The 21,817-nt window shown below is 63.5% G+C and carries 10 protein-coding genes and 2 pseudogenes; 5 read left to right on the top strand and 7 right to left on the bottom strand.

Going from position 1 to position 21,817, the window contains the following annotated elements; genetic code table 11:
* The first annotated feature begins 30 nt into the window (after nt 1–30).
* Entirely contained in the window at nt 31–612 is a 582-nt protein-coding gene (locus ACQP2U_RS13090) for a TetR/AcrR family transcriptional regulator (protein WP_433714893.1), read from the top strand.
* On the opposite strand, the gene ACQP2U_RS13085 is transcribed toward ACQP2U_RS13090, so the two are convergent.
* Nucleotides 609–851, bottom strand: coding sequence for a hypothetical protein (locus ACQP2U_RS13085; protein ID WP_433714892.1), 243 nt, complete (start codon nt 849–851; stop codon nt 609–611). The two genes, ACQP2U_RS13090 and ACQP2U_RS13085, sit on opposite strands and share 4 nt — an antisense overlap.
* A 119-nt stretch (nt 852–970) precedes the next feature.
* On the opposite strand from ACQP2U_RS13085, the gene ACQP2U_RS13080 reads away from it, so the two are divergent.
* The 4 genes and pseudogenes from ACQP2U_RS13080 (at nt 971) to ACQP2U_RS13065 (ending at nt 3,710) form a co-directional block, all read left to right on the top strand.
* Nucleotides 971–1,495: a cysteine dioxygenase gene (locus tag ACQP2U_RS13080; protein ID WP_433714891.1), complete on the top strand. Its 525-nt coding sequence runs from the start codon at nt 971–973 to the stop codon at nt 1,493–1,495.
* A gap of 196 nt (nt 1,496–1,691) precedes the next feature.
* Nucleotides 1,692–2,102, top strand: a complete 411-nt coding sequence (locus tag ACQP2U_RS13075; protein WP_433714890.1) for a rhodanese-like domain-containing protein — start codon at nt 1,692–1,694, stop codon at nt 2,100–2,102.
* Nucleotides 2,103–2,429: 327 nt separating this feature from the next.
* A pseudogene (locus ACQP2U_RS13070) lies at nt 2,430–2,663 on the top strand (integrase core domain-containing protein); the annotation flags it as partial.
* A gap of 684 nt (nt 2,664–3,347) precedes the next feature.
* Nucleotides 3,348–3,710 (top strand): hypothetical protein, encoded by a 363-nt coding sequence (locus ACQP2U_RS13065; protein WP_433714889.1) that lies wholly within the window; start codon nt 3,348–3,350, stop codon nt 3,708–3,710.
* Between the two features lie 149 nt (nt 3,711–3,859).
* Here the strand turns inward: ACQP2U_RS13065 and ACQP2U_RS13060 are convergent.
* From ACQP2U_RS13060 to ACQP2U_RS13035, 6 genes and pseudogenes are all read right to left on the bottom strand, one after another.
* Nucleotides 3,860–4,102 (bottom strand): annotated as a pseudogene (locus ACQP2U_RS13060) (TrmH family RNA methyltransferase); the annotation flags it as partial.
* Between the two features lie 433 nt (nt 4,103–4,535).
* On the bottom strand, nt 4,536–5,426 hold the full coding sequence (locus ACQP2U_RS13055; RefSeq protein ID WP_433714888.1) for a serine/threonine-protein kinase: 891 nt from the start codon (nt 5,424–5,426) through the stop codon (nt 4,536–4,538).
* Nucleotides 5,423–7,549 carry a UvrD-helicase domain-containing protein gene (locus ACQP2U_RS13050; protein WP_433714887.1) on the bottom strand — a complete coding sequence of 709 codons (2,127 nt, stop codon included), beginning with the start codon at nt 7,547–7,549 and terminating at the stop codon, nt 5,423–5,425. The genes ACQP2U_RS13055 and ACQP2U_RS13050 overlap by 4 nt, the downstream gene beginning before the upstream one ends.
* Nucleotides 7,546–13,998 (bottom strand): DEAD/DEAH box helicase, encoded by a 6,453-nt coding sequence (locus ACQP2U_RS13045; RefSeq protein WP_433714886.1) that lies wholly within the window; start codon nt 13,996–13,998, stop codon nt 7,546–7,548. The genes ACQP2U_RS13050 and ACQP2U_RS13045 overlap by 4 nt, the downstream gene beginning before the upstream one ends.
* Nucleotides 13,995–19,034, bottom strand: a complete 5,040-nt coding sequence (locus tag ACQP2U_RS13040) for an Eco57I restriction-modification methylase domain-containing protein (protein ID WP_433714885.1) — start codon at nt 19,032–19,034, stop codon at nt 13,995–13,997. The genes ACQP2U_RS13045 and ACQP2U_RS13040 overlap by 4 nt, the downstream gene beginning before the upstream one ends.
* Complete coding sequence (locus ACQP2U_RS13035; protein WP_433714884.1) at nt 19,031–21,811, bottom strand: helicase-related protein; 2,781 nt, start codon at nt 21,809–21,811, stop codon at nt 19,031–19,033. The genes ACQP2U_RS13040 and ACQP2U_RS13035 overlap by 4 nt, the downstream gene beginning before the upstream one ends.
* Between the last annotated feature and the right edge of the window lie 6 nt (nt 21,812–21,817).

The following is a 21,817-nucleotide window of genomic DNA, read 5'->3' as shown; positions in this document are numbered from 1 at the left end:
GTCAACAGGCCGACGACGAAGTGGAGCACGATGGCGAGTCCAGCCCGAACCCGGATGACCGCGACCGAACGCAGCGCGGAAGTATTGCGCGCGGCCATCACCGCATTCGCCGGATCGGGTTATGCCGCGACGAAAACCGATGAGATCGCGCGACTGGCGGGGGTTTCGCAGCCGTACGTGATTCGCCTCTTCGGCACCAAACAGCAGCTGTTCCTGGCCGCCACGCATCAGGTCTGCGATCGCATAGAGAAGACATTCCGCGCGGCCGCGGCCGAGAACATCACGCCGGATTCCACCCCGGAGGAGAAGATCCGCGCCCTCGGCAACGGCTATCAGACATTCCTCAACGAACGCGAACTACTCCTGGTCCTGTTGCACTCCTTCGCCGCCTCCTCCGATCCGGCCATCGGTCCGGAAGTCCGCGCCCGCTTCGGCGGCATCTGCCGATTGGTCGGGGAACTCACCGGCGCATCGGTCATGGATATCCGCCGATTCCTCAGCACCGGCATGCTGCTGACCGTTCTGACCGCCATGGGTGTGGCCGGTCCCGACGCGGTCGAGGCCCGCTGGGCCTTCGAACTGCTCGAAAACCTGCGCGCCGAGGGCGATTAGCGCGTCGGGCACAAAGGCGCGAGGGCGACAGCCCGGCGGTGGCGGTCATCAGATTCCTCTACTGCCGCACCCCACACCGCTTCCGCCAGTCGGATGCGCCGCCGTCCGGACAACTCCGGAGTGTCGAAGATGGGTCGCGTCATGGCGAGCGCGCCAACCGGGTCCTCCAGATAGCACTCGGTGACCCCGGCCAATGCCCGCGCCTCGGCGATGCCGGTGCGCACGCGGGTTTTGCTCATGGTGATCGAGACCGATGGCAACGGCGTCGTGGTGCCGGACAATGCGCGAGACCGCGTCGTCGCGGTTTGTTGGCAGCGCAGTTGAATCGTCCACCACGACCATGTCAGGAGTATCTCGCTTGACCACATCACTGCCGGTGAATCTCGAGCACACCAACGATATTCATTCCGCGGTCGATGTACCGCTGATGCGCGAGGCGGTGTGTCCGGAGCGGACGCTGTGGTCACCCGCGGAATTGCGGGAGTTGACCAGGTCGGTCGCCGATGCCCTTGCGACTCCGCTTCTGGACATCGTGCGGTTCGACCCGCAGCAACGTTGGTGGACCCGGCTGGCGCTGACCATGGGCGTCGAGGTGTGGCTGCTGTCGTGGGCACCGGGACAGGGCACCGAACCACACGATCACGGCGGCGCGTCCGGCTCGTTCACGGTATCCATCGGTGAACTCGGCGAGGAATACAGCCACCCCGGCGGGCCGGTGCGCACGGCGCAATGGCAGGCCGGTGAAACGGTCGCATTCGGACCCGATCGCGCGCATCGGCTGCGCAATCACAGCACCCGCCCTGCCGCTTCGGTGCACGCGTATTCACCACCGCTTCGGCCGGTCCGCGAGTACCGCGCACTGACGGATTTCGTGGGCGTATGAGCGAGCGAACATTCAGCACAGCCGCCCACGTGGTCATGACGGAGCCGAGCGCTAGAGAGGCACAGCCATATAGATTAGTCCTCGCTGGGACGACACCTTGCGAGACGACGCGCCTCCGGCAAAGGCCCTCGGGGACGCCGTCTCATGACAGTCCTCGAAGGACAAGCACCAAAAGCGTTCCCCGGAGGTCCCGGCGATGAAAGAAGGTACCGCTATCAGCGCCGAGGAAAGGCTCGACCGGGCGCGGGCCAAGCTGAACCGCGTAGACCCGGAGCAGGCGTCGGCACTGTTGGCCGACGGCGCACTGGTGGTCGATATCCGCCCGCACGCCAACCGTCTCGCCGAAGGCGAAATCCCCGGCTCGGTCGTGGTCGAACGAATAGTGCTGGAATGGCGGCTCGACCCGACCGGCACGCACCGGCTGCCCGGTCTCACCGAGCACACTCCGGTGGTGCTGGTCTGCAATGAGGGCTACGCCTCCAGCCTCGCCGCCGCCGACGCACTCGAACTCGGCCTGCACCGAGCCACCGACCTCATTGGCGGCTTCCGGGCCTGGCAAGCAGCTGGCTTACCGGTAGTCCCCGGCGGCACACCAGCCGTCCCCTAACCCTCCGCCTCGGCTTGCGGCGCCAAGCCCTCCAGGCCGAACTGTCGCATATCCGGTGCGCGCGCGGCGCAGAAGGTAGAACCTGCGCCAACCGCCACCGGATATGCGCAAGAGTGTTCCATGCCTCAGCGGCCGCACAGCCCGGGCGCGCCTCGCACACCTGGACAACAGTCGATCGTCCCGAAGCGACATCAGCGAACACAGCAGCGAACTTCTGCTCCATCGTGATCACTTTCCGGCTCATCGACGAAGACTCATCGACAAGCCCGTCAGCGTCCGAGATGTCCTGTCGCCGGTGTGTCAGATATGTGTTGGGACTTTATATACATCAAGCCCCGCACCCCGCGGTTGAACGGGAAGGTGGAGCGCTCTCACCGCATCGATGCCGAGGAGTTCTACCGGCTGCTCGACGGTGTCGTCATCGACGACGTGAACATTTTCAACGCGAAACTCAAAGAGTGGCAAGACTATTACCCCTACCACCGGCCCGACGGCGGCCTCGACGGCCAGACCCTGTATGACAGACTTCAGCAGAAGACACAAACCGGGAACCGGGTGTAGTCGATCTTCATCAGTCCCACAGAAGGTAGAAGCTCTGCGCGACCGCTGCTGGGTATGCGACAGCTCACGGGCCCAGCGCTGGCGGACCGTAATGCCTCCTGCCGCAGGTGACCCCGACTGCACCGAAACAACTCTCGACAAGTCTCGAGTCATCGTTCCCACGCCAGCCGCCCCCGCCGCTGCTCACAGCGGCATCGACGGTGCACCGACGTCGCGCTGACGGCCCGCACTCGAGCGGAGACATTTGGTGGGCATCGCAGAGGAAGTGAAACCGCCTTAAGTCACCGATAAGTTCGGCACAAGCGACGGAATGCACTGTTGCTCCGACAAACACGCGACCTGCCCGCCACCGCGCACGGGCCGCAACTTTCGAGGAGCCATCATGACCACCAATCCCGGCACCGCCACCCGGGTAACCCCTGACGTCACCGGGATGCGGATCGCGCACCGCGGGATGATCGCCGATACCCAGCGGTTCGTGCAGATCACCGCCCAGATCGCGGCCGGATCCCCATGCCCGCCCCGGCGCGCCGCTGCCATCACGGAGTACCTGAATCTCCTCTGCGACTCCATCCACCACCACCACACCATCGAAGACGACGTACTCTGGCCGCTTCTCATCGAATCCGCGGGCCCGCCGTCGACGTCCGCGAACTCGAAGACGATCACATCCACGTCGACGAGTTGCTGGCGACACTGCGCACACGCGCAGCCGCGTTTGACGTGGCCAACGACAAAAGAGCGGCCGCAGCCGAACTCGCCGAGACGCTGGAAACCGCACACGCATTGCTCAGCGAGCACATCGCCGATGAGGAAAAAGTGGTGTTCCCGATCATCGACGCGTACGTCAGCCTCGAAGACTGGAAGCGCATCGAGAACGCGGCGAAACAGGGCGGAAACCTGAAGTTCGAGGTGCCACGCGTGCTCCAGCACGCGACCGAACCCGAACTGGCACAGTTGAAGCAGGACGCCGGGCTGCTCATCCGGCTGATGTTGAAGTTTCTCGTGCGCGGCTTCGATAAGCGCGAGGCCATCATCGCAGGCTGACCGCGCTATTTCCGCGCTGCGGACGCAGGCTTCGCGTAGAGGCAGATCAGCACCACCGTTGCCAAATTCAGCCTCTTGGCGCGAACGCGGGGGTGCGTATGCGGTGGTCGGCTCGCGTGGCGGCGACCACCGGAAACCGACTTCCTGCAGGCCGCCGCCGCGCGATTCAGGCTTTCGGCGCGGCCGTGAATGGGAATTCGCACGCGATGACTCGCGCGCGGCAACGGCAGAGTCGAGGGCATGGGCCTCACTGCCGAACGGCCAGGCCACAGGCCCCCCACCAGTTCGTCGGCGTCGTCCGCATCGGCCTCGCCCTTGGCGGCGGTGGACAACACCGTAATTCCCTCTGCCGCAACCGCATCGATGCGATGCCGCGCGATCGGCTCATGGAAATCCGCCCTAGGCATGCGCACCCCGATCGAGTACGAGATGAACCACCACGCAATCCAGCCAATGGCTCAGACGGTACGAAGGCCCACTGAGTTTGGGGCCGGAGGCCTCGATTCGTATCGCGTGTACATCTCGTACCTTCGAGCACCTTCGATACGAACTATCCGGAACTTCCGGATAGTTGCGTCGATCACACATTCGCCATCCGCGTAGATCGTCTTGATGTGTTCTACATGCGGCACAGCAACACCGCGATGCTAGAGCCATCGAGTTCGATCTCGTCGCATGGACGAGCTTCATGCAGGGCACCCACACCGCAGCCGGCGAGTTCCTTCCGGCAGTAACATCGCCGCCGCGAGGTCGGCGTCTGTCCGGCCAGACCGTTGCTAGTGATCCAAATCTATCAGCAACGCTCAATAGATGAAGCGAGCCGGCTTACATCGGATTCGGTAAGGCATGCAGGTACAGGTGGATCGGGTCAGTGGACAGATCACGGTCGATCCATCCGGGGAGCGGGGTGAGTCCACGGATCCAGGGCAGAAGGAGCCGGTGGACGGCGAGCGCATCCGTTGGGCGCTGTGCCGGATCCGTGGCTAGCAACTGGCGTGTGAGCTCCTCCAGCTCTGGTGGAACCCCGTTCATAGGCTGCGGTTCATCGGCCCGCAACCACCCGACCTCGGTCGAGTTGTTGCGGCATCGGAACGGCCGTGGACCGGTGAGCATTTCGTACAGTAGACACCCGACCGAATACAGGTCACTCGAGTTGCTGGCCGATTCGCCCTCCAGCAGCTCCGGGGCCATGTAATGGACCGATCCCGGAACATTGCCCCACGCCGTAATCGCGGAGTACTCCCCGACCTTCAGTGATGTGGCGGCGCCGAAGTCGATCACCTTGACCATGCCGTTGGGGGTCAGCACGAGGTTTTCCGGTTTCAGGTCCCGATGAATCAACTCGACCCGGTGAGCGGCAGTCAGGACGGCGCACACCTGGGCCGCGATGCACGCGGCCCAGTTCACCGGCAAGCTTCCTTGCTCGCCGATGAGCATGCCGACGCTTTCGCCGGGCACCAGCTCCATCACCAGGAAAAGCTCACCGTCGGTACCGAAGTCGTACACCGCGGGCACACCGGGGTGGTGCAGTCGAGCGGTGACCCTGGCCTCCCGGTTGAAGCGACGCCGCGTGTCGGAATCGCTCGCGAGCTCAGGGGCCATCATTTTGATGGCGACCTTGCGGTTGAGACGCAGATCGAGTCCACTCCACACCTCACCCATGCCACCGCGCCCGATGGCTGAGGTGATGTGGTACCGGTCGGCGATGGTGTTCACGCCAGGAACCTGCTCTTCTTTCCATTCCAGCTGATCATCAGGCTGTCCCGGGCCCGCGTGGCCGCGACGAACAGCAGCGACCGGGCCTTCTTGATCTCGCTACGGTAGCGCGCGGGATCGGTCTGCTTAAGTTCGAGGATCCAGCTCCCAGGAAGCAGTCCTTCCGAGACGCCAGCGAGAATCATGCGCTGGTATTCCAGACCTTTGAAGCGGTGCATGGTGCCGATGTGCACCGGCGCGTCGATCTCTCGCGGGCCCTCTGTGCCGATCACGCTGGCGTGAATGTCGGCCTTGCTCAAGCGTTTCGAGACAGCTTCCGTCATCCACCGTTCCGGCACCGCCACCGCGATCGACCCGCTACCCCACTTCACGATCTGCTCGGTGATCCCGTCCAGTTGGGCTTCCCATGTGGGATAAGGCTGCAGCGCGGGTGGCAGTCCGCGCAGCACCGAACGGTAGCCCGCGAGATCGTCGTTGCCGTCATCGAGATCATCCCACTCTTCGTCGCCCAGCAATGCGGCTGCCGTGCCCAGGATTTCGTGAGTGGTGCGGTAGCTCAGCGTCAATTTGGCCGACCGCCCGCGGATATTGATGCCGAGCTGGCCGAGGGACGCGTACTGGCCGTAGATCCGCTGATGGGTGTCGCCGGCGATGAACATGTCATTCGGGCCTTCGGCGACCATCGCGCGCAGCATCCGCCAGTGGGTTGGACTGAGGTCCTGTGCCTCGTCCACGATGATGTGCCGGTAGCGGTGCTGCAGCTCGCTACCTTCTTGCGGCACAACGTCGTCCGCTGCGGCGATGTTGTTCGCACGATCGGTTTCCAGCAGGGCGGCGCGTTCAGCGACCTGCCGCAGTGTCCACATCCGCTGGTCATCCAGCCGCTTGACGAAGCGTTCGACCAGACGCCAGATCGACGCGCGAGCTTCCCTGCCGATGCGCTGTCCGCGCCCGGCGCGGCGGGCTTTGAAGTATTCCGCGCGGGTGGTCACCCCCTGCCCAAGGATGACCTGGCTCCATTCGTCGTGCAGGAACTGCGCATCCCACTGCTGCTCACCTAGTTCCTCGAGCAGACGGCGCCATTCCTCGACGGCCTTCACGTCGTTGATCCACTGCCGCCCGGCACTGCCGGAGGCTTCGGTCGCCACTTTGACGGCGAGTTTGTCGATATTGAAAATGTCTACGCGCGCCAGGGTTTCGGGTCCGGCCAGGTCCAGCAGACGCTGTCGCAGGTCGGCGGCGAGGTTGGTGTTGAAGGTGGTGAGCAGAACGTCCTTGCCGGTTCCGGGGCCGAGCCGGTCCACCAGGTGCTTCACTCGGTGCAGCGCGACGATGGTCTTTCCGGTGCCGGGACCTCCGCTGACTCGAGCCGGGCCGCCGTACTCACGATTGACGATCTTGCGCTGAGTGGGGTGCAGGAACACCTTCCAGCGCCCGAAGTCGCCCTCTTCCAGAATCGCCTGCAGCGCACCGTCTTCGGTGGTGGCAGTGGCGGGGCGCTCCAGCGCGGCCTGGTAGTCCTCGACGTCGATCTCCTCCGCCGCTGCGACCGGAGCGGTGATCTGTTCCATGACCTCTTCGGGCGTCTTACCGGCGAACAGTTCCAGCAGCACCTCCGCGGTCAGCTGCGGCGCGTAGGAGATGAGCGCCTGCAGCTCGTCCTCGGTGGTGAGCTTCGAGATCAGCATGAGCATGGGCTCCGCCACACCGAGTCCGAGCAGGGTCTCGTCGGAGTACTTCGCGAAAAGCGGTGCCGGCCCGGCCGGTTCCTCCGGTACAGTGGCCTCGGCCGTCACCAGGTCAACGAATTCGATGCCGCCGCTGACCGGGTTGACCTGGTAGGCGTAACGATCGAGGTTGTCGTACACCTCCTGCCGCGGCTTGATCGCGACGATCACATAGTCCTGATTGCCGGCGTGCAGCAACAGCGCCCGGTAGTCCAGGTTGACGCGTGCCGAAAACAGCGGTGAATTGCCTTTGACCTGTTTGAGTTGCAGACCGGGAGATTCCGGGTTCTCCCGGAACTTGTGCTGGAAGTCGTAGATCGCGCCCTTGACCGCGCGTGGGAGCTTCAGCACCTCGTTGTAGGCCTTGTCGAGCATCCGCAGTGTCGCGCCGCTCATCGTGCACCTCCGATTCGTTCGGCGAGTTCAGACGCGGTCCAGGCCGGCGCGGGTCGCGACTCCCAGCCCGCTTCCGTGTAGGCAGCGTCGCGCTTGCGCGCCTCGTCATCGTTCGCGCCCAGCACTACCGCGACTTTAGCTGCGGGCCAGGCCAATTCCGCTTGCCAGGCATTATCGCCGAGCTCGTAGCCGACCTCCGGCGCGGGCACGCCGAGCGCGGCTAGCTCGTGCGCGAGTTCGGCGAGACCGGGTTCGTCCGGGTCGAGCAGATCGAGCGGCTGCTGCCAGTCCGCCACCATGGCACGGTCGTCGGTCGCGGTCAGAGGTTCCGGTTTAGGTTCCCGGCGCGGCGGCGGAGGCAAGGTGTCGTCGGTCAGGTCCTCGTCGAGCGGCAGCAGGCTCAGCATGGTGAGGAAGCCGCTGCCGCCAGCCGCGGCGAGCTGACCGGCGTCGAACTCCTCCAGGGTGGACAGGGCGAGTTGAGCGCTGTCACCGCCGCCGAAGTCGAGGAACTGCAACAGATTTCCCCAGTACAGCCAGTTCGCCCAGCGTTCCTTGTGGGTTTCGGCTTCGATCGTCTCGGCGCGGTCGTCGATCACCGTGAACGCGCTCCACGCCGGTTCGGAGCGCTGATCGAGAACGATCGTCAATGGCCCGGCCGCGATGGTCGCGATCTTGCCGACCTCGGCGGCGGGCAGCCGTTCTCCGTGCAGGGCGGCCGTCACGCGCTTCGCGACCCCTGCGGTGTCCGAAGAGCTGGGGACTTTCTTCGCGGTCTTCGTCGCACCGGCCACCACGGCCTCGGCCCGTGCCAGCCAGACTCGCCGATCTGGATCGGTGAGGTAGGCCAGCAAGGTGTCGACCGGGTTGGTCCACATGGTCGTCACAAGTTCATCGGCGTTGCGACCCGTGCGCTGCTGGTAGATGCCGCGCGCTGCGTTCTGTGCGTTGCCTTGATATGGAGCGAACAGCGGGTCTCGCGAGGTGTTCGGGCCGAAGCCGCGCAGCTCCCAGTTGTCGATGTCGTTCCAGGTGATCTGGAAGACTAGGCCGCGGTGCGCGCGCAGGCGAGCTCGCTTGCGGGCATCGTCGGCGAGCCGGTTATGGGCCGGGGATGCGTGGAATTCGTAGCCGTCCAGATAGACCGAGATCTCCTGGGTGTCGTCACCGACCAGACGGAACACCACGTCCGGGCGCGTTCCTCGAATGGTGTTCTGCAACAGCATCTTCCAATGCCGAACCTCACCATCGGGTCCCTCGACGCGCAGGTCGGCAGTCCGCTTTCCGCCCACCAGCTCACCGCGAGCCAGGGTTCCCGTCTCCGGACGGCCCGCCCATTTGGTGAGTCCGTCCAGGAACCGGGCTTCGAGTTCGCTCTCCACCTGATCCCACAACGAGATCTGATCGGTGTCGGCGACCTCGGCGACTTCCCACTCGGAAAGCAGCTCATCCAGCATCTCAAGGGCCTCGAGACGACTCACCTTGTCGTACATGTCATCCTCGACATGAGCAAGCAAACAACGGTGGCACGCACGCTTCGGCGGGTCCTCGTCCTGGCATGGACAGGTGGACACCACATCGCGCGCCGCAACGAGCACTTCCCGGAATCGGTCGGCGCTGGCCAGACGGTGCAGGTAGCCGGTCCCGCCCGGCAGGGTGTCGTGCAGCACCAGGAATTGTCGCCGGCGCCCGGTGTCGTGATCGGGCATCGTGGCGGTGGCGACCTTGAGATGATCCGGGTCACCACCGTACTTTCGCGCCACACCCGCCATGAGCGCGGCTTGGAAAGTTGCGGAACGTTCTTCGGCGCGTAGGGTCGCGACCGGCAGCAGAATGCGCAGTGCCTCGGTTTCGAGCTCGTGGGCCAGCAGCAAGGTCAGGTAGTCGGCGTCCTTCGCCGAGCGCCGATGCGGACACCACGGCCGGTGATGCTGCCGCGACTTGTCCCAGATCGACGGTGCGACAAGGCCGTTCGACGCCGCGACCGGCGGTCCGTCCACGGTGGTGCCGCCACAGATGGGGCAGGTGTGGAACGGATTGAGACGCACGCTTTCACCGGCGAATCGCTCGGTGGCCGGACGGTCGTACCGCGTGGTGCCGAGGTTGAAGCGCCGAACCATTGCCCGCCGGGAGAAGTCCACGCCGAACACGGCTTTGGTGTGCCGCCACGATCCCTCCTCGATTGCGGAGGCGTCGATGTCCACGGCGACGACGGTTTCGTAGTAGCGACGCTTGCGATCGTCCTGGTCGTCGCGGATGCGGACATCGTCGCGGCGGTCGTGTGCGGTCACCCGGGTGGGGCACAGCACCTTGTGCAGCGCGCCGATCTCGCCGATATCGCGCGACTGGCATCGCGGGCACGGTGAGATGTCCTCGATCGCCCACGACGTGCGCACGTGACCGCAGTCGGGACACACCCGCCAGTGCTGCCAGGCGGGGCGATTCGCGGTGCCGACATCCAACCCGCTGACTTCGTGCTGGTAGCCGCGCATGTAGAACGTGTTGCCAGGAGCCAGCTCGGTGAGCGCCACCCGCGCCGGACGGCGGTATTCGCGAATCTCGCTGTGGTACGTGCGATCTTCACGCGGGGCCTTGTCGTCGCCGGGCTTGCCCGCGAAGCGCGAGTCGTCGCTGGAGGCATTCTCATCCCACGTGAGGGTGGCTTCGAGCGTGGTAGCCGAGTCGATCAGTGAATAGTTGGGCAGCAGGCCCAGCTCGACCAACGCACCATGGGCATTCTGGCCGCCGATCTCGTTGATGCGCTTGGAGATCGCGCGTCGTTCCTGCTTCATCGATCGCTTGACGATCTGGTTGTCCGCGTCATCCTGGGACTCTTCCATCGCGGTGTCGATGAGACGCAAACGCTCACGCAAATCCGCGAGTCGTTCATCCCATGCCGCCTCGGCCTGCCGGATGGCTTCGACGATTCCACCGGCGGCGAAGGCGCGCAGATCGTTCGCCGCTTCGGTGGTGACGTTGCTGTCGAACAGGTCCAGGAACGGGCCGACCGCTCCGGAAGCCGTTGCCGCGGGCATGAAGCCCGCCAGCCAACCGGTATCGCCGAACAAAGCGGAGGCCCGCCGTGGCAGAGGCAGCACACCGGGCAGTTTGTCGCGCGCGGCGAGATCAATCAGGTGGGCCAGGTACTGCCGGCGCAGGATCGCCACCGCGGACAGGTAACTGCCGGGCGGGATGATGTCGCCGTCGATCATCGCGCGCGGCTCATCGAGGAAGTACAGATCGCGCGGTCGGCGGCCGACGAGGGTGACAAGGAAGGCATTGCCGGTCTTGCGGCCGGCGCGCCCCACGCGCTGCACGTAATTCGCCGGGCCGGGCGGCAGGGAACCGAGTACCACCGCCGACAGGTCGCCGATGTCGATGCCGAGTTCCAGTGTGGGCGTGCAGGACAGCACATTCGGATCGCTGTAGCGAGTGCCGTTGCGGAACTGCTGCTCGACCTGTTCACGCTGGCTCCGAGTGAGAGAACCGGTGTGCTCGGCCGTCACGACCCGGAACGGAGAACCCAGATACAGATGACGGTAGTAGTCGTTCTTGTCGAGCAGTCCACGCACGGATAACGTTCCGCCGCAACGGTATCGGGGACAAGCCTGGCCGAACCAGTCGTCGACGTCCTCCGGATGCACGGTCTGCTGCCACGAGCAGCGGTCACAGCCGATGCCCGCGTCGGCGACCTCATGGTCATCCAGAAACCGAATCCGAATGTGACCGGGCTGCAAGCCGTAGATCTGTGTGGAGCCGTCCCCGGCGACACGTTTGGCGATGACGCCCTGCGCGGCGAGCATGGGCAGCAACTTCGTGAGGTACTCACCGGCCTGCCCACGCGCCAACCCCAGGCAACGCATCGCCCAGTCCTGCATCCACCCCTGATCCGATTCGATGCCGTCGAATTCCGAACCCTTCTTGGCACGGTCCCGGACGAAGGTGGGCGCGGACAACCCACGCGGGAAGGCGGGCATACCGTCCGCGCGGCGACCCCAAATAGTGCCGAACCGTTTGGTTCCCGCGTTCTTGATCCAATCATCCAGCCACGCATGCTTGATCGCGCCGCGATAGCGCATGCGCTCCAGCAGACCGCGCACGAACACGAGATACCGTTCTGGGGACTGCGGATCGATCTGCCCGGACTGGACTTTCAAGTGCGCGTCGCGGGCGAGGTCCGCCATCAACAGTGGGTCCTCGAGCACCACCTCCGCAGCCGTGGTGCCGGTCAATTCGAGCGTACGGCCCTGCCGCGACCGCAACCCAAACTCGAGAATGGTCTGGAAGGCCAGCCGTTCGCCGATGAGGTTCCACGCCTTCGGTGAGCCGCTGGTCGTCTCGGCCAGGATGGCATCGATCTCGGGCATGTCGTGCAGGTCGGGCGGGACCACCGCGGGCAGCGCATCGGCATCGGTGGCTTCCGCCGCCAGATCAGCGATCAAGTCGTGCAACAGGATCGAGGGAACCGAGGCAACGCGGCTGGTGATCAACCTGCGCAACGAGAAGGCGTACGACCGGTTGGCCACGAACCCCGCCCGGTGCGCCGCATCCTGCACGGAATCGTTGAACAGCAGCGTCTTGCGCTGCGCGGGCTCGAGCTGATCGCGGGCGAACAACTGGGTGATCGCCACCGATGCCAAACTGGCCAGACCCGCACCGAGAAAGCGGATGCCCTCATCCATATTGCAGGCCGGGCACCGATCCTTCTCGGCATTGCGGCTGGACTCGGGACTGGTCCCGACGTCGCCCAGGACGTACACGGTGTCCTCGCGGAGCGTGTCCTGCGGGTCCAGCGGCCGAACCCGATCCCCCTCCAGCACCAGCACCCGAACCCCGGCCGCTACCTCCTGATCGGTGGCCTTGATGAGCGCGCGCACACGCTTCTTCTCCGAGCCGACATTGGAGCGGTAGATCTTGTCCGGGTTCACCACCAGCTCGGTCGGATCGCGTTCCGGTGAGAACACCGCCCAACCCGACCGGCCGCAATGACGGCAGTAGACAGCGGGCAACGTCCGCTGACCACTCACATCCAGCAGCGAATCCGCCTCGCGGACAGGCGGTTCGCCCTCCCACGCGAATGCCGGCACGGTATCCACCACCCGCGTCAATCGCGACACGGCGCGCGCCCAGATATGGGTTTCGATCAGCACCAGCGGCTGTTGCGGGTTATCCGGATCCCGGGCCATCGACAGCAGCGCGATAAACCGAGCCAGCGCCGCGGCCGCACGACGCGGATTGTCGCGAATCGTCGCACCCCATGTGTACGCGCCACGCTTGGGCAGCAGCTCCAGAATCTCGCCCATGGCGCGCGGATGCCCTTGCGATGGTTGGCCGTTCAGGATCTCCAGCACTGCGTGGGTGAGGATGTGCCTACGCAGATATCGGCCCAGCTCAGCCGGTCCCAGCGTGGTCTTACCCGTCACGGCCCCGGCGATGTCATCCATCGCCGTCGGATGCTGCAATGGGTCGGGCCATCTCAGCAGTTCATCCGGGCTCGGCAGCGGCAATTCCATGTCGAGCTCGTCCATGAATTCGTCCACGGTGAGCCGGTCCTCACCGATCACGGACTGTTCCGGGAACGCAACGCCGAACACCTTCTCGGCTACCCGCCGAATCTCTGTACTGTCCCCGCCCTCCCCCAGCGTCGCCGAAGTGGCCACCGGGCAAATATCCCCCAGAGGCTCCCCGGGACGGGAGTGCCCGGTAGCAGCGGCCAAGCGGCGCAACAGCATTGCGACATCGGTGGCCTGCGCGCCGTCATAGGTGTGGAACTCGTCCACCACCACATAGGCGATCCGAGCGTCCTCCCACAACGTCAGATCCTCGGCCCGCTGCAACAGCAGGTCGAGCATCTTGTAGTTGGTGATGAGGATATCCGGCGGATTCCGCCGAATCTCCGACCGGATGGTCATCACCTTCGGGTAGCCGACCTCCGGGGTGTCGCCGATATACAGCGCAGCGGTCACCTGCTCCATTCCGGTCTGTGTGAGCAGTTCGTTGATGCGCTGGGCCTGGTCGGTGGCCAACGCGTTCATCGGGTACAGGAATACGGCTTTCACACCATGGTGCCCGTTCGCACGTTCCCGCTGACAATGATCCAGTACTGGGATCAGAAACGACTCCGTCTTGCCCGAACCGGTGCCGGTGGTGATAAGTGATGGTTCAGCACGCTTTCCGAGGCTGCTGAGACGCCGCCATGCCTCCGCCTGATGCAGGTGTGGCACGAAACCGACGGGCGCCCACTGCAAGGGATTCCGCCACTTCTTCTCGTCCACCTTGCGAAACTTCGTACGTATGCGCAGATACGGTCCCCGGAAGATGCCCTGATGCGGGTGCTCCAGAAAGCGTTCTAGCGCATCGCGAACTGTCGGCTCCGCAAGAGCGAAAGTCGTTGTGAGGTACTGCGTCAGACTCTTGCGCAGCTCCTCAGCCGCCAGCGTTGGTTTCACGAGGCACCATCCTGGTCAGTACCTGCACCAGGCACAGGCCAGCCAGCCTGACGCATCCGATCCGCAAAAACCGCGTGGGCTTGGCGGTATTCAGCCTCGCGCACAGTCTTGTAGAAGGGAGCCGAGTAACCATCTGGGACTGGGCCGTTTACCTCGGGATCAAGGTGTGCCATAAGCTGCTTGAAATGCTCTTTGGTCTGACCACAACCAAATGTATTGTGATCTCCAGCGATCTTGCGACCATTGGCATCGTGCCAAATCTGCGCTTCATAGTCCAATAGGACCGGAAAGCGCGAACGATATATCGCCACGAGCTGTTCCTCAGTCATACCAAGCCAAACCGACACCAGCGCATCCAGCTCAACCAGCGCAGCACGACGCTCACGCTCAGTACGCAAGGGAGTTTGATAACACCACTTTGAGCCCACCTCGCCTATCGGCCTCAAACCAGGCCATTCTGTTGCCCAACTCTCGTTAACCCAGTCGGGATCAAAGAGCTCATCCCACAGCTCCACATAGGCATCGGTCAAACAATTGAGGCGCATAGTTCTCAACAAGAGCGGCACCGCCAGCGGGTGTGTCGAATCTGGCGACGGAAGCATTTTAACTTCCGACTTCCGGAGGTGTTTCCTCCCCGCGATGCGCAGCCGGTAGTCAAGGGGTAGAGTAGCCCAAAAACCAGACACAAGCACCGTCTCCCGATTACTCGAAAGCGCTAGTGAATTGACAAGATCCACATGCGCAGGACCAGGCGGAATCAGTGCGGCAAAGAGTGATCGCTCATTCGAGAGGCGCATCATTACACGCCACGCCAGTCGATAGTATTCAACAGATTTACGACCACCCCAGGTATCCTGCGCCTGAACATATTCTTCACGTCCCACTGCCCGCACATAGTTAGTTGCCGGCACAGCATCATTCGCAAGATTAGACAAGTTCCATAGCGACCAATCTCGATTCGACCGGCACGGAATATTGGGCTGTTTACCAAAAGGCGTAGCCTGAACAAAGTGGGGACCCTGCAGTACAACCTCGTCGAGCCGGTCGACTCGAGCTGTATTCCAGCGTATCAACCCTTCCTTTTTGGCTTTCGCCTCGTCAAGTCCATAGCTAATATGCATGTCATTGACGACAATGCGGCAATCAAAGTCAATCAATGCGTTAATCGCACCCACCTCGGCCGAGCTGACCGGATACAGGAGCTGAGTCTGGTCAACCGGGGCGCCATCTGCATCTAGCAGAGTTTGCCATTCAGTCAATACACTCTCATTTACCCTGATTATCCGCGCCGAGTGCGGTCGAATGTCCCAGATGCCGTTGTTCTTTATACCAGGCACATCCCCATCACCAGGATGATCCAGCGATCCGATCAAAGTCTCAGGCGCGAAGATCCAACTCAAATGCGCAAAATCGATCTCCTTGGGTCGACCATAGATATGGATACCAAATTCGTTGCGATTCAGAATATCAAACAAGATTCGCTCATTAACAAAATGTGAATGCAAGCGAAGGTGATGATATGCCCTAGCTCGAATAACCCCTTCCTTGGTGCCAGTAAAGTGCGTGTCCGGATGAATCAAACCGGCAGTTCCTCGACGCCCAAGACTATCCCACACACGGCACATGAACCCCCTGTAGAGATCTAGTTGAGTTCCCGCCAGCGTCGGATAGTTGATACCGCCACCAATAAATTCTGACACCGCCCAATTGCTCGAAAGCTCACCTGCGAAATACTCGATTGCCGCATCGGTTCCGAGGCTCACCCCTTTACGATCAGCCCACTCAAGAACATCCGGATTTTCGGACAACATGAACCACGGGTCCAACTCGGCCAGAACCGAATCTTCTTTCCAGGTGGGCCGGACCCATGGCGGGTTTCCAACCTGGAGATCGAAGCCAAATCTATTAAAGATCTGAGCAAATTGAAGTTCCCAGTGAAAGAATCCTTGATCCTCGGCGATATTCTCCACATCCCCAAGCCACGGAAACCGTTCGCCGAGTTTGAACTCCGAGTCCATACCCATCCAAACGGGCAGTTGGTCCTCGTAATATTCCAGATCGGCAAGACTCTCGAAGCTGGTGACGAGCGAGTCCTCGGGCACGTCTGTCCGGCCAAGCACCGCTTCGGAGAAATCCAGCCAGTCGTCAAGAGTTTGAAGCGGGATGATCGCACGGACTGATTCAAGTTTAGGGCGCCGGATGGACTGTCGTTTCCGAGCAGTTGACGTCTGCTGTTGTGCGAACTCCGCAAGGTCCAGTTGCTCATCTCCCAGACCGAACAGCGATTCGGTGACATAGACCTGCTCGAATCCGGTTGATTCCATGGTTGCCTGCTGCTGGACGGGAGCTGCTTCCGGAACCAATGAATCCAGGATGGAACTGGTCCCGCTGGCGCTGGCATAGACCGCGTCGGTGCCATCCAGCAGCCCGGCCTTGTCCAACGGCCAAAACCACAGGGCACACCATGCGTCCATGACTTTCTTCAGCCGCCAGTACGGTGTGCCGGGTGCGGTGAGATCCTGGTACACCTTCTCCTTGGGCACGGCGTGCTCAGGTTGGCTGAGCCAATCCGCTCCCCAGACGTCGATCTTGCGGCTGATTTCCCGCTCGGAGATCGTGAGCCGCTGGATCACCAAGTCCCACAGGTATTCGACACGTCCGGACAGAGCCTGGAGGCGCTGGACCTGGGAGAGCTTACGGCCGTTGGTCTTCTTGTCGGAGACCCGTTTCTTCATGCCCCTGCGCCAGTCCCCCAATTGCTTGGCTTGTTCGGGGGCAAGGGCTTTCGCTTCCTTAGCGCCCGCGACGGCGCCCCATCCGTCTGCCGGTACCAGGAAGTGATGAATCCGGCCCGCGGGCAAGGCCCCTGCGGAGAACGGCAAGTCCTCGGGGGCTTGGCCGAGCCATTCTCCCTTGGTCAGTTGGGCTGCGGTGTAGACCTTGCGTCCCGCGCCAATGAGTGAGTTGCCGCGGCGGAGGTGCAAGCCGAACCACGGAGCTTGCAGGCCGGGGTGCATGACGTTGAGCCAGAGTGAGACCTCGGCCAGTTCGACGGCGGTTTCGTTCAGGTCGACGCCGTACGAGTTGTGCAGGGCGATATAGGCTTTCGCCTTCTGGAGCTCCTGGTCGTACTGCTCGGAGTCGATCTCCGTGCCGAGTTCACGCATGCGGCGCTTGAGGTATTCGGCGGCAACCTGGTTGATGGCCTCGTTGAGGAACGCGCCCGAGCCGAGGGCGGGCTCGCAGATCCTCCAGCCGAGGATCTCGCGGGCTGTGGTGGTCGTGCCGTCTTGGTCGAGGCGGTATTTGAGGGCGAGTTGGACGGTGACGCTGGTGAGGGATTCGGGGGTGTAGTAGGAGGCGCTCGTCTCGCGGTCGCGGCCGGCTAGCCGGTAGACGAATGATCCTTGCGGATACCGCACGTACTCTTCGGTTTTCGTGCCATCGTCGTCCACGCGGGGGACGAAAACCTCTGCGGGGTATTCGGTTTCCTTGGAGGCCGGGATCATCCACGAGCCGTCCTTGGAGTCGCCGTTCTTGGCGACTTCGAGGAGGTCTTCGGTGGCGATGAAACCGGTGTAGGACATCAGGCCCTCGTACACCGCGCCGAGCTGGTTGATGCCGAGCTGGGCGTAGGAGATGAAGCCGCCGCGTTCCTTGCGACGCCCCTTGGCGAGCATGAGTTTCCGCAACACCTGGTAGAGGCAGGCGTTGCGCAGGCGGGTGTCGATGGTGCGGTCTTCATCGTCATCCAGCGGCAAGTCCTTGCGAATGAGACCGATCGCGCCGAGTTCGAACAGGTCCGAGCGCATGGGCTCAAATCGCAGTCCCTCGTCTTCGGAGATCTCGTGCCCGGTGCGCGGGCGATGCCCCGCGTTGACAAGGCGGAACAGCAGGTCCAAGGACTCGTACAGGTGCAGACTGTTGCGGGATTCCTCACCGCCGAGGTCGCGCACCACGAGATCGCCGAGACGGGCGAGGCTGTAACCCTTGCCGTAATCCTGATCGTCGGTGGGCAGGATGCCCAGTTCGGGGCGGGCTTCGGCATAGAGCAGGAACAGGATTCGGTAGAGGTAGCGCAGGGATTCGCGGCCCAGTTCCTTGGCGAGGGCAGCGGGCTCCATGATGTCTTCGGGACGTGCGCCTTGGGCGCGAATGCGGTCGAGGACCTCGTTGGCGATGAGTTCGACCGATTCCTTCAGGCCGTCGCGGAGTTCCTTGGACACGCCGACCGCGTGGTTGCGGGAGCTGTTGAGCAGGTCGGCGAGGGGTTCGGAGCCACCTTCGGCGGGCGGCAGGAGCGAGTCCGCGCCGAAGAGGGCGGCGATGACCGAGAGTTCGTCGATGTCGTTGCGACCCAGCGCGATATCCAGGCTGACGCCGAGGTAGCGGGCTTCGCTCCAGGTGGCTCGGTCGGCGAGGATGACCACCCCGCCGGCCAGGATGAGGACGTAGCGGGGCGGGGTGTCGTCGGCGAACAGCCATTTGGCGAGTTTCGAGGCGGACCGGATCTGCGCGGTGTTGTCCAGTTGGACCGGGTCGAGGAGCTTTCCGGCTTGATCGTCGTCGAGGGCGGCGTCCACGTCCACGGCCCAGCCGCATTCGATGGCAATGAGGTGGTCGTCGGCGTAGGCGACAGGAACGGTGTGCTCGCGGCCCGCGCGCTCGACGCTCAGTTCTCGCGGTTGAGCATCGAAACCCAGGGCGCGCAGCACATCACCGTGCAGCTCGTGCAGCTTCTTGCGCTGTTCGGCCGCCTCGTTCGCGGTGAGCGGTTCGCCGTCGCGGCGGCGGGCGTCGAGGTCGGCGAAGAATGGGCGGTCGGCGAAGTACGGCTTGCCGAGGGCGCGCAGGCCCTGGCGTGGGGTCGCTCGCTTCGGGCTCGAATCGTCGGATTCGGCCTGCCGGTGCTGCTTCTCTTCCTCGGCCCAGCGGGCCAGCAGGCCGTCCTTCTTCTTCAGGTCCTTCGGCAAGACCTCGGCCAGATAGTGGGCCGAGAAGTAATCGCCGCGATTGACGAGGGAGTCGAGCCTCAACGCGCTGCCTCCTGCTCCGGTACGAGAACGGCGAGCACCCGCAGCAGGGGTGCGCCATTGGTCTGCATGGCGTCGAGCAGCCGTTGCTGGCGCTCGACGGTGTCGGTGACGTCCTTCTCCTTGCGTCCCCGCTGAGAGACATGGAGGCCGTCGAGGGTTAGCTGTTCCCACGATTGCAGTCGGCCGCGGTAATCATTCAGTGGCGCGACGACTTTGGCGTCGTACTCACCGCGACGGGCTTCGAGGTGATCGCGAGCCAGTTCGACGACCGCGGGGACGCGAGCCTGCAGTGGCGCGAGGTCGATGGCCTGGCCAGTGTTGGTCATGGCCGGTCCCACCTTGGCATCGGCCAGCAGCTCGGCCATCGGCGTCGGCAAGACACCCTCGCCGGTGACGGCCATCCATTCCACGACGGTGGGCTGGCCGAGGGCGTTGGAGTAGATGCCCTGGATGAGGAACACCGGCTCGTTCACCGCGGCCACGATGACGGGAGCCTTCTGGCGGCCCAATCGAACCAGGACCTTGTCGGTGACCCAATCCACCAGGGGATGCAGGTCGGACAGGTAGGCGATCTCCGGCCACATGGTTTTGGTGTCGCGCGCCTCGGAAAGCTTGCGCTGAGCCAGTTTTCGATCGAAGGTGACCTTCATGCGATCGCGCACCTTGTGCATGCGCAGGTAGTCGGCCGGCAGCGCGGACAGGCGGTGGACCAGGTCCGGTGGTGGGGTGAAGGCCAGCAATTCTCCGTCGTCTTCGAGATCGCCGAGCAGTCTCAGCGACTCGATGGACTCCTTGACGAACGTCTCGGTGCTGTCGAACAGACGTGGCGCGTCCGCACGGGCGGGGTCGGCGTCCAATGCCTCGACGCCGACCGAGCCGAGCAGGTCGGCGAGCACGTCACCGAAAGGCTGCTCATCAAGGGATTCCTCAACGGTCTTGCCCGCCAATAGATCCTGGATCAGGCGGCGTTCCTCGCGTTCGGCACGGTATTCACCGGTGACAGCTTCCGCGGTGCCGAGGCTGCGGTGCGCGGCTTCCTCCTTGGTGAGGAGTTTCTCCGCCACGGTTCGGTCGTCCTTCACACCCTCCACGTCCGAGGTGAGGATGAGCGCGTTGAACTGCGGCTGATGCTTCTGCGCGTAGCGGTCGATGCGGCCGTTGCGCTGTTCGATCCGGATCAGGCTCCACGGCACGTCGTAGTGGATCAGATGGTTGCACTGCCGGTGCAGGTTGACGCCTTCAGAGGTGACATCGGTGGTCACCAACACACGAACCTTGCTGTCGGACAGACCGAATCGCTCGATGATGTCGTGTTGGATCTGGTCGGACATGCCGTTGCCGAGCAGCTTGTCCACAGCGTCCGCGGGCAGACGCAGCATGCGCGGAAGCACCGTGTGCAGCCAGTTGACGGTTTCGATGCTCTCGGAGAACACCACCACGCGGGTGTGGCTCTTCGGGCCGACTCCGATCTCCTTCAACTTGTCGACGAGCGCCGCCAGCTTGGCGGAATCGTCGTCATTCATCTGAGACGTCAAGAACTCCAACGTCTTCAGGGCCTCGATCTCCCGCGGTTCCTCGGCTGACTTCAACCGATTGGCCACGGTCTTGGCCAGCGCCTTGTGCGAAGACAGGAACGACTTGAGCAGCGTGTACGGGAACAGCCGATTGGCGGTGCCCACCACCGGACCGCCGAGCCGCTGCTCACCCGCCAGCCACACTTCGGTCAGCTCGGCGAAGATCTTCTCCTCGACTGGCGTCGCGGCACAGCGCACCGGCACCGACGGCCCGCGATCGGGCCACTTCGTCCCGATCTGGTTGCGCACCTCCGAATCGGTCTTGGTGCGTCGAATGTACAGGTGCGCGATGTCTTTGGCCTGATAGTTCGAGCTGTCGGCGATGGCGGCCGGATCGAGCATGCGGATCAGCTCGGCGAACGATTCGCTATTGCCGTTGTGCGGGGTGGCGCTAGCCAGCAACAGTGCATCGGTTTGCCGGGCGAGCAGCCTGGCCAGCTTGTTGCGCAGGCTGGTCTCGCCGATCAGGTTGTGCGATTCGTCGATGACGACTGCGTCCCAGTTCATCTTCTCCAGATGCTGGCCGTATTTGCCCTCGTTCTTGAGGGTGTCGATCGAGACGATGATCCGCTTGTAGTAGGTGAACGGGTTGCGCCCGGCGGGGATGTCACGCTGGATGCGCTCGATGCCAACCGAATCCAATCGGATCAGCGGGATCGCGAACCGGGTCCACAGCTCGTGCTGGAACTGTTCGAGCACCTGCTGCGGTGTGACCACCAGAATGCGCTCGCCGCGCCCGCGCCGGATCAGCTCGGCGAGGATGAGACCGATCTCGAGCGTCTTACCGAGACCGACCACATCAGCGATGAGGATGCGCGGACGCAGCGCCTCCAATGCTTTCACCGCCGGACGCTGTTGATAGGCAAGCGGATCCAGTAGGAACTGGTCGGCCAGCGCCAGCCCGGTCTCGGTCTGCGGCAGCGGCGTGCGGCGCAGCACGGCTTCCAGGAAGAGTCGGCTCTTCGCGAAACGAGGCGTCTCGTCCTGCTCGAGGATGGTGTCCTCGGGCCGGAGCAGGCTGATCCGGTCCAGTTCGGTGAAGAAGACCGCTTCCTCGTCGCGTACAAACTCCGAAGCACCGACGGCGGTGACACGGTAGTGATTGCGGTCGTCGTCACGCACGACCTTCGCGCACGTCCGGACGATCCACTCGGCGTCGCGGACCTCGATCCGGGCGCCGGGCGGGTAGGCGGTGTCGGTCACTGTGCT

Source organism: Nocardia sp. CA-084685 (assembly GCF_050955785.1).
Lineage (GTDB): Bacteria > Actinomycetota > Actinomycetes > Mycobacteriales > Mycobacteriaceae > Nocardia.
This window is presented reverse-complemented; position numbering and strand designations above follow the sequence as displayed.

Excerpts from the sequence above, each read along its gene's own strand:
- ACQP2U_RS13090 (WP_433714893.1), top strand. The coding sequence starts at position 31 with ATGGCGAGTCCAGCCCGAACCCGGATGACCGCGACCGAACGCAGCGCG.
- ACQP2U_RS13085 (WP_433714892.1), bottom strand. The coding sequence starts at position 851 with ATGAGCAAAACCCGCGTGCGCACCGGCATCGCCGAGGCGCGGGCATTG.
- ACQP2U_RS13075 (WP_433714890.1), top strand. The coding sequence starts at position 1,692 with ATGAAAGAAGGTACCGCTATCAGCGCCGAGGAAAGGCTCGACCGGGCG.
- ACQP2U_RS13050 (WP_433714887.1), bottom strand. The coding sequence starts at position 7,549 with ATGAGCGGCGCGACACTGCGGATGCTCGACAAGGCCTACAACGAGGTG.